This window comes from Bacteroides sp. AF25-5LB (assembly GCF_003602965.1).
Classification (GTDB): Bacteria; Bacteroidota; Bacteroidia; order Bacteroidales; family Bacteroidaceae; genus Bacteroides; species Bacteroides uniformis.
Window position 1 is genome coordinate 35,389 of the sequence record NZ_QTMC01000025.1, and the last position, 9,434, is coordinate 44,822.

Annotated in this window: 9 protein-coding genes, 1 tRNA gene and 1 pseudogene; 9 read left to right on the top strand and 2 right to left on the bottom strand. The window is 37.4% G+C overall.

Features of this window, described 5'->3' with window-relative positions; genetic code table 11:
- Nucleotides 1-9: 9 nt before the first annotated feature.
- Nucleotides 10-600: an imidazole glycerol phosphate synthase subunit HisH gene (hisH, locus tag DWY57_RS19440; RefSeq protein ID WP_117965314.1), complete on the bottom strand. Its 591-nt coding sequence runs from the start codon at nt 598-600 to the stop codon at nt 10-12.
- Nucleotides 601-674: 74 nt separating this feature from the next.
- Nucleotides 675-1,532 carry a formyltetrahydrofolate deformylase gene (purU, locus tag DWY57_RS19445; RefSeq protein WP_117600329.1) on the bottom strand — a complete coding sequence of 286 codons (858 nt, stop codon included), beginning with the start codon at nt 1,530-1,532 and terminating at the stop codon, nt 675-677.
- 360 nt (nt 1,533-1,892) lie between these two features.
- Between purU and DWY57_RS19450 the strand changes: the two genes are divergently transcribed.
- The 9 genes and pseudogenes from DWY57_RS19450 (at nt 1,893) to DWY57_RS19495 (ending at nt 9,430) form a co-directional block, all read left to right on the top strand.
- Nucleotides 1,893-1,966, top strand: a tRNA-Asp gene (locus tag DWY57_RS19450).
- A 242-nt stretch (nt 1,967-2,208) separates the two neighbouring features.
- Nucleotides 2,209-3,306, top strand: coding sequence for a site-specific integrase (locus DWY57_RS19460; protein ID WP_243634736.1), 1,098 nt, complete (start codon nt 2,209-2,211; stop codon nt 3,304-3,306).
- 490 nt (nt 3,307-3,796) lie between these two features.
- Nucleotides 3,797-4,066, top strand: a pseudogene (locus DWY57_RS19465) (M23 family metallopeptidase); the annotation flags it as partial.
- A 267-nt stretch (nt 4,067-4,333) separates the two neighbouring features.
- Nucleotides 4,334-4,576: a helix-turn-helix transcriptional regulator gene (locus DWY57_RS19470; RefSeq protein WP_117945663.1), complete on the top strand. Its 243-nt coding sequence runs from the start codon at nt 4,334-4,336 to the stop codon at nt 4,574-4,576.
- A 139-nt stretch (nt 4,577-4,715) separates the two neighbouring features.
- Complete coding sequence (locus DWY57_RS19475) at nt 4,716-5,963, top strand: nucleotide sugar dehydrogenase (protein WP_119962295.1); 1,248 nt, start codon at nt 4,716-4,718, stop codon at nt 5,961-5,963.
- 13 nt (nt 5,964-5,976) lie between these two features.
- On the top strand, nt 5,977-6,921 hold the full coding sequence (locus DWY57_RS19480) for an NAD-dependent epimerase/dehydratase family protein (protein ID WP_207805193.1): 945 nt from the start codon (nt 5,977-5,979) through the stop codon (nt 6,919-6,921).
- Nucleotides 6,914-7,891 (top strand): radical SAM protein, encoded by a 978-nt coding sequence (locus DWY57_RS19485; protein WP_117945666.1) that lies wholly within the window; start codon nt 6,914-6,916, stop codon nt 7,889-7,891. The genes DWY57_RS19480 and DWY57_RS19485 overlap by 8 nt, the downstream gene beginning before the upstream one ends.
- Nucleotides 7,888-8,700: a radical SAM protein gene (locus DWY57_RS19490; RefSeq protein WP_227225950.1), complete on the top strand. Its 813-nt coding sequence runs from the start codon at nt 7,888-7,890 to the stop codon at nt 8,698-8,700. Before DWY57_RS19485 ends, DWY57_RS19490 begins: the two co-directional genes overlap by 4 nt.
- 1 nt (nt 8,701) lies before the next feature.
- Complete coding sequence (locus DWY57_RS19495) at nt 8,702-9,430, top strand: radical SAM protein (RefSeq protein WP_133302577.1); 729 nt, start codon at nt 8,702-8,704, stop codon at nt 9,428-9,430.
- Nucleotides 9,431-9,434: the final 4 nt, after the last annotated feature.

Here is a 9,434-nt window from a genome sequence, read left to right on the forward strand (position 1 = left end):
TTTGGCGATTTACAGTTCCAGGAAATTCCGCAAAATACGCTCTCCCACACTTCCACTCTTTTCCGGATGGAACTGTGTGGCGTAGTAATTGTCTTTATGCAAAGCGGCACTGAACGGATGAATATAATCCGTCACGGCTGCCGTACAATCACTGACAGGCACATAGAAACTATGTACGAAATAGACAAACTCTTCTTTAGTAAAGCCTTTAAAAAGGCCACTATTTATCCGAGCAATGGTATTCCATCCCATATGAGGCACTTTATCCTCGTGCCTCTGAGAAATGAAACGTTTCACATCAGTATCAAAAATACCCAGACAATCCACATCCCCCTCTTCAGAATGACGGCACATCAACTGCATGCCCAGACAAATGCCCAATACCGGCTGGCGTAATTCCTTTATCAACCTATCCATACCACTGGCACGCAAAAAGTCCATAGTGGTTTCCGCCTCTCCCACACCGGGAAAGATAACCTTATCGGCAGCACGTAACACAGCCTCATCCGCTGTAATCACTGCCTCTACTCCCAGGCGTTTCAAAGCATAATCCACCGAACGGATATTGCCTGCATTATATTTGATAACTGCAACCTTCATTTTTTTATTGAGAATTGACAATTGAAAGGTGATAATTGAAAGGTAATGACTGGTTCCACACCATCAATTATCAACTAATTAAATATTACTGTTTTATTCCTATATGCCAACACCTTGCGTTCAATATGCTTCTGAACAGCACGGGAAAGTACAATCTTTTCCAAGTCCTTGCCCTTGTTCACCAAATCTTGCACAGTGTCCTTGTGTGTAATACGCACCACATCCTGCTCTATGATAGGACCGGCATCCAACTCTGTGGTAACATAGTGGCTGGTGGCTCCAATAATCTTCACTCCACGTTCAAACGCAGCATGATAGGGCTTCGCTCCTACAAATGCCGGAAGGAAAGAATGATGGATATTGATTATCCTATTAGGATAAGCATTTATCATTTGCTCGGAAATGACCTGCATGTAGCGTGCCAGCACTATGAAAGTTATCTTATGTTCTGCCAGTAGCTCCATTTCCTTCTTCTCTTGTTCTTCCTTTGTCTCTTTGGTGATGGGGAAAAGATGGAAAGGAATACCGAAACGCTCTGCCACATGCTGCAAATCAGGATGATTGCTTATGATAAGAGGTATCTCTACGTTCCACTCACCGGCAGTATAACGCGCCAGCAAGTCGAACAAGCAATGGGACATCTTCGAGACAAAGATAGCCATGCGCGGTTTTGTATCGGAGAAATAGAGACGAAAATTCATCTCATACTTCTGTGCATACAAGGTGGCAAAATAATCTTCAATCTTTTCTTGAGGTACCAGAAAATCCTTCAATTCCCATTCTATACGCATGAAAAAGATATTCTCTACATGGTCTACATACTGATCTAGATAGATAATATTACCTTTGTTCACCGTTATAAAGTCTGTTACTTCTGCCAATATGCCAGGTTTGTCAGGGCAGTGCAGCAACAGTTTGGCTGTTTTCATCATCCTAAAATGTTTTTTATCATTTTTCAAATTACAACATTCTCGTTTTGAGTTCGCAAAAATAACGATTTATTGCAAAACAAAGAACTTTTCGAGCAAGAAGTTTAAAACAAGCTCCGAAATGTTTCGTTTTCTCCAGGAGAGATTTTCATATCAAGAACAAAACAGTGCATAAACAAATTTCTAAACAGTTGTTAAATTTACTTTTCTCTCATTTTTACAATCTTCTCAATATGAGGATATAAAGCAAATACAGCACAAAACGCTTGAAAAAAAATTCGTCATAGCTATTGCAGATATCAAAGAAATGCCTACCTTTGCAACCGCAATCGAGAGAGATAGCTACAAAAAAAATGAAATAATGGTGCGTTAGTTCAGTTGGTTAGAATACATGCCTGTCACGCATGGGGTCACGGGTTCGAGTCCCGTACGCACCGCGAAAGCAAATAGCAAATGAAAGCAAAGCTCTGAAATTCAAGGATTTCAGAGCTTTTTCTTTTTCTCTGCTTCGGCAAAAAATAGCGGTTTCAGGCAGTTCTCACGTGGCTTATTCGTGGGACTTTTTGAAAGCCGTTTTTGTTCCCACGAATTGACGCATTTGTCTTTGATTGTCAGCTTTTTGCGTAGCTGGTTTTGAGTGTAGCAAACTAATTTTGTACCACTTAAAAATCAAAGAATTATGGGAGCAGTGAAAAGAAACACACTAAGCGTATTGTTCATCATCAAGAAAGCGAAACTTCTGAAAAACGGTGAAGCTCCTATCTGCATGCGCATCACCGTAAACAAACGAGTAGCCGAAGTTATGATTAAACGGAGCATTCCTGTAGATTTATGGAATCAGAAAAAGGAATGTTCCAAAGGAAAAGACCGTGTAGCCACTGAACTAAACTACTATATTAATACGGTTCGTGCCAAAGTATTACAGATACACCGTGAACTGGAAATAGACAACAAGCCAATAACAGCTGATACAATTAAGGATTGTTTCTACGGACGGGATAAGGTACAGCGTAGCTTGCTGGAGGTGTATGCAGAGCATAACGAAAAATGTCGTGCCCTGATTGGCAAGGAATATACAGAAAGCACCGTTACCAAGTTTGATACTTCCATAAACCGGCTGAAAGAATATATCCGCAGTTGTTACCACTGTGATGATATAATGTTGGCAGAACTGGACGGGCAATTTATCCGTGATTTTGATTTTTGGCTGAAAACGGAGAAGCATTGCCAAAACAATTCCGCATTGAAACATTTGAAGAACTTGAAAAAGGTTGTTCGCATTGCTTTGGCTAATGACTGGATAAAGAAAGACCCGTTTTACGGCATCCACTTCAAGCAGGAGGAAGTAAATGTAGAGTTTCTCTCACGTGAAGAACTGGATATTCTGATGAACAAGGAATTTGCTATCAAACGGCTGGAGCAGGTAAGAGATATTTTTATCTTTTGCTGTTTTACTGCACTTGCTTTCGTGGATGTGCAGCAGTTAAGCCGTGAACACCTAATAAAAGACAATAACGGTGCTTTGTGGATACGCAAGGCACGACAGAAAACCAATCAGATGTGTAATATTCCTGTTTTATCCATTCCTCAAAGGATATTGAGGAAATATGAAGATAATGTAGAGTGCATAAAAAAAGGAGTACTTTTGCCTGTAATCAGTAATCAACGCATGAACGCCTATTTAAAAGAAATTGCTGATGTATGCGGCATAGCCAAACGGCTGACCACTCATGTTGCACGACATTCAATTTTCCTTTTCCTATTGAAAAACAAATAATTAAAGCTCTTATAATTTTGAACAGGTAACGATTTAGAAACGAGCGAACTACATATATTCGTTATATTTTGCATCAAATCTGAAGAACGCTTTATTATTTCACAAAGATAGCGTTTTTTTATTTTTATTCTTGCATTTTTTTGGAAAAATCCTACAATCCTACAGCCTTATATCTTTTCTAAGTTCATATCTTCTATTTTAGATTTTCAATGATTTGACTTAACCATTTGAGGAATAAACTTTTAGCAAGCTATTTGAAAAGTAGCGGTAACGACTAAGAAACCGTGCGATTTTCAGCGTTTTGCTATGTTTTACTGTCAAATAACTCAACCGCAAAAGTAGCCAAAATCATTGAATGGGCAAAGAGAGTGGCGACTTTTTAGCACTATAGATATTATTATCGCAATCCGATATACTTCATATTAACCCATTTCAACTTTATCCTTACCCAATCAAACAGAAAATACAAACCTAACTGAGGATTTACTGTAGAATGCGAAAGGTAGGATAGGACAAAGTCTCCGGAAAGTATGTCACGTTACAACACAGCAGCTTCACCGTCAGCTATTACCACCTGTTTCAAATCTCTGTATCACAAGGGCAGGCTGTTTTGTCTGGTGATGTTGTTGGGATTACAGGCAATACGGGACGCTGCACCGAGGAACATCTGCATATCACCTGCAAATACAAGGGAAGTATTATCAATCCAATTCTAATTGTTGATTATATAGCTCATATAACTATGATACCATGGATCTGACTGAATAGGTAATATCAAACGACAAACAAATCAAAGCAGTGAAATTGGTCTTCGACAAGTAGGTGATTCTGATCTGGTGGGCTAAAATTTACTTGCGAAACTTAAAAACTCATTGTAAGTTTTGTGTTACATATTTATGATGCCTCAATGGGAAGTAAAGTAATCATTCAACTTTCGAATGTCGTCTATCTGTGAAAACATTCTCTGGAATGAATGAAGATTGTGGATTTTGTTGTAAATTTGCACATTACATCAATAAATTAATCTATGAAATCGGAGGTAGTTACTGATAATAAGATGATTAATCGATTAAAAGTGGTTTTAGCCGAAAAGAATCGTACTGGTAAATGGTTGGCACAGCAACTAGGAAAAAATGAAGCAACTGTTTCTCGATGGTGCTCTAACACGGCGCAACCATCACTTGAGATGGTTATCAAGATAGCTTCTGTCTTGAAAATAGATCCTCGCCGACTCATCAACGGTGGAACTTCCATACAACAATGGAAATGACATTAACGGCTCGGATTCTATAAATGTATACGATAAGATTGATGAATGCAATTCATTACAGATCGTATACTTCTTGCATCTTTAGTTTATAGCGTGTTTGTCATTCTTAATTTCAAGTATATGAGATAAAAAAAGTATCATGAATAAGAATAAAAACGAAGATATACAACAATTTTTTATTCCCAAGATTGCTGTATTAGGTCTTGGTTATGTTGGGTTGCCATTGTTTTGCCTATTTTCAAAACACTATCATTGCGTAGGGTTTGATTCAGATAATGAGAGAACAACTCTGCTTTCTCGTGGTATTGATGCTAAGAGGTGCGAGAAAGAGGAAAATATAAATGCAGCTATTAGGAACAGCATTATTGTTTCTAATAGTAACGCTATCAGAGATTGTAATGTTTTTGTAATATGTGTTCCAACAGGCGTCACGTCGTCGCACGAGCCGGACTTGTTCCCATTAAAAAGCGCATGTTTCGTTGTTGGAAGCAATCTTAAAAAAGGAGATTTGGTTATATTTGAATCGACTGTTTTCCCTGGTGCAACTGATGAAATATGTATTCCTATCCTTGAAGAGTATTCTGGTTTAACGCTTAACATAGATTTTGGGGTTGGATATTCTCCTGAAAGAATTAATGTCGGAGAGGAGATACATCATCTTTCAATAACACCTAAGATTATTTCTGGCTCATCCTCAGAAGTATTGAATAAAATTGAAAAACTCTATTCGTCGATTATATCGGCTCCGCTCTGTCGAGCTTCAAGCATTAAAGTGGCTGAGGCGGCTAAGATGTATGAAAATGTTCAACGCGATACCCTCATTGCCTTGGCCAATGAATTTTCCCTTTATTGTGGAAAAGAGAGAATTGATTCATTCGAGGTCACTCGATGTGCTTCAACAAAATGGAATTTCGCATCTATTTACCCCGGCTTAGTTGGTGGGCATTGTATTGGTATTGACCCATATTATTTAATAGAAAGGGCTAAATCCAAATCATTAGATTTGCCGTTGGTGTCAACAGCAAGATGCATCAATGAGAATGAGACTTTTATCGTGATAAAAAAGATCTCCGATTTAATTGGCGACAAAGATTGTTCCATTCTTATACTCGGAGCGTCATACAAAGCCAATATAAGCGATATCCGGAATTCAAAGTCGATTGAAATAATTAAAAGACTACATGACCAAGGGGTTACGATAATGGCCTTTGACCCGATAATTGATACATCTCTTCTTTCACCGGAAATAGAATCCCTGTTTATTAAAGATCAATCGGAACTTATCCAGAGATACGACATTGTAATTAAGCTTGTCAATCATTCGATATTTGACAAATTTAATATTAGAGGAACCATAAGTACTCTTGAATTAAAAGATTTAATATAAAATGCAACACTGTATGAACATATTAGTCGCTGGCGGAGCCGGTTTTATCGGTTCTAATCTTTGTGCATCATTAATTAAAGATGGACACAAAGTTGTAATCCTTGATAACCTGAGTACTGGGAGCCTTGCAAATATTAGAGACTTAGAGGACGGTACATATACGTTTGTTAATGAAGATGTTAGAACCTGTGATTTAGGAGGAATTATATCTATCGCAATTGATGTCATCATTAATCTTGCTTGCATTGCCTCTCCAAAGGCTTACTATAAACAGCCAGTAGACACCTTAATGACATCCGTTTTGGGAACCAAAAATCTCTTGGATTATGCTCTTACTCAAAATGCCATGTTAATTCAAGCATCTACAAGTGAAATTTATGGAGATCCTAATGTAGACATCTTAGAAGAGACCTACAATGGTAACGTAAGTTGTACCGGTCCTAGAGCATGTTATGATGAAGGTAAAAGAGCCGCTGAGACTCTTTGTATGGACTATATTCGCACACACAAGATGGATGTTCGGATTATACGTATATTCAACACTTATGGTCCGAAGATGAATTCTGCTGATGGTCGGGCTATACCGGAGTTTATTAATAAGGCTCTTAAGTCAGAATCCATAGAGATATATGGGAGTGGTGATCAGACTAGAAGCTTTATGTTCATTGATGATTTAATAAAAGCTGTAAAGCAGTTGATTAAATCTGACGTCCGTTTCGATACTCCTATCAATATTGGGAATCCGTATGAAGAGCACACCATTAATGAATTGGCAGGAATAATTAAAACATTGACACATAGTGACGTTCCTGTTGTACATTTAAGCGGATTAGAAGACGATCCCAGGAAGCGCAAGCCTTCAATACTTAAAGCGGAAAGAGTCATAAGTTGGAAACCCACAGTTAGTCTGAAAGACGGTTTATGTAAAACAATTCAATATTTTAGACAAAATGATTAAATTACCTAAGATAACAGAAGCGTCGATAGATTTATCCACAATCTGTCAATTACATTGTGTCGAGTGTTCAACGTCCAAAGGAATCACTCATGCAGGGATTGTGGGAAAAGGTCAACTTTCTTTTGAGGATTTTTCAAATTTTATTGACACTAATCCGGAGATTAAAAGAATAGAAATGTCCAATTGGGGAGAAATATTTCTGAACAAGGATATTGTCAAAATTTTAGAGTATGCTTTCAGAAAAGGAGTTACTTTATATTGCGGAAACGGTACTAATTTCAACAATGTTTCGGAAGAAGCATTGGAAGCACTGGTCAAATATAGAGTTGAGTATCTAAATATTTCTATTGATGGAGCAACACAAGAGACATATTCAATTTATCGCGTGGGTGGTAATCTCTGTAATGTACTTCAAAATATCGAGCGACTGAACAATTATAAAGAACGATATAACTCAGAGTACCCTAAGTTATCATGGCAATTCGTGATATTCGGCCATAACGAACAGGATTTACCAAAGGTTAAAGAGTTGTGCTTGAAGTACAACATGGCTTTTAATCCCAAACTTAATTATTCCCAATTCTCACCTGTAAAAGACAAGGAATTTGTAAGACGAGAAAGTGGTCTTGGAGTAGCAGACCGTGATGAATACCGTCTGAAGCATAATCACGAATATAAAGCTCCATGCTATCATTGTTTCTCAAGTCCACAAATTAATTGGAATGGGGATATCCTTGGATGTAGTGTTAATAAGTGGAGAAGTCTTGGAAACGTCAAAGATGGGTCTTTGACTCAATGGACAGAAAGCGAGGGGTTCAAGGCATTAGTTGAACTTCTTTTTGAAGGGAGAGATACCTCTATTGATTTACCTTGCAAACATTGCCCCAATTTAGTTAAAGTACTATCTTGTCCACTTTCAATTGAGGGATTACAGAAGTATAATGAATATATCGCACCAGCACTACGATGATGGAAAAGTTAATCATAGAAGTGGATATTACACATCGTTGCAATCTTATTTGTCGACATTGCAATCGTCTTTGTAATGCTGAGAATCAGTATGCAATAGTTAGGAATTCTTTGGATATGGATATGCGGCATATAGACTATCTGTGTCGTGAGATTAAATCGATTCGTAAAGGAAGTATAGAAACCATCCGAATACTTGGAGGCGAGCCATTATTGTCAAAGATATTAGAGCCGGCGGTTCAAGCTTTTGAATTACTGAAAGACGAAGGCTATATTTCTAATATCAATATTGTGACCAACGGTACATTGCCTATTCCTGCTTATTGTTCTCCATACATTGTATTTGCGCCACAAATTGTAGGTCAAATGATAGAAGACAAAGGTAGGCCATTGACTAAGAACGAAATATATTCAATCAAGAATATAAAGCACAGAAATATAACATTATCTCCGGAAGACATTGGCGCAGACTATAAAATCTGCGATAGAATCAATATTTGTGGTATTCATTATACCGTCTATGGTTTTTCATATACAGCTCCTTGTTTCCCTTGTATAATGGCGAAACAATCAAATCATAAATATTTTTTGCATGAATTTCCAAAAGATGTTTCAATGTTTATAAGAGAAAATTTTAAGAATGACGTGTGTTCTCTATGTACATATGCTATAGAAAACTATAAAATGTATGCGAATGAGCATCCAGAATTTCAAACATGGAACTATTGTGGAACTAAATGGAAGGAGCTAATCTTTTCAAACAAGGTAAAGTATGTAGAACCCGACACAAGTTGGATTAATAAAGTGTAAGATGGTACTTAATCAAGAACAATTTGATGCATTCAGAATGGAGATTGCTACATTCGGCAATATTCCGATCTTAAGCCAGTACTGTGGTATAGGGTGTGTATTTTGTAAAGTGCACACAGATTCCTATTTGGGACACTATCCAAAGATTCCAATGATTGATAAGGAAGACCTTATAAAAGGTTTTGCTTTTATCAACCCGAATGTTAACTACGTAAGGCTGGGTGCTGGTGTATTGGTCGCACCTCATACAGACCCATTTCTTCATCCTCAGATATATGATTTTATCAAAATTGCATCGGAATATTTCCCGACAAAAAAGATAACAACCGTTACTACCGGTGCATATATCAGAGAAGACAAATTGGATTTCCTTAATTCTATTCCGAATTTTGGTATAGATTTATCACTCATCACTATGCAAGGTAAGAGGGAGGCTATCATACCAAGATCTGAACGTGAAAGAACAATGACTTTGTTGAAGTATGCACCGTTAAATAAGTGTACACTTATGTTCACCGGTTCTATTTATGATATCCAGAAAGATCTCGAATTGCTTTATGGACTTGGCGTTGATAAAAAGGTCAGACAAATTCTTGTTCGAAGGATGGAACACACTAAAACAAGTCAACGTCAACTGAAAGAATTGTCAACACAATGCATAGAGCATTATGAAGAATGTATAACCTTAATTCCGCAACACTATTATAAAATATTTTTTTTAAGTACCTGAGCAA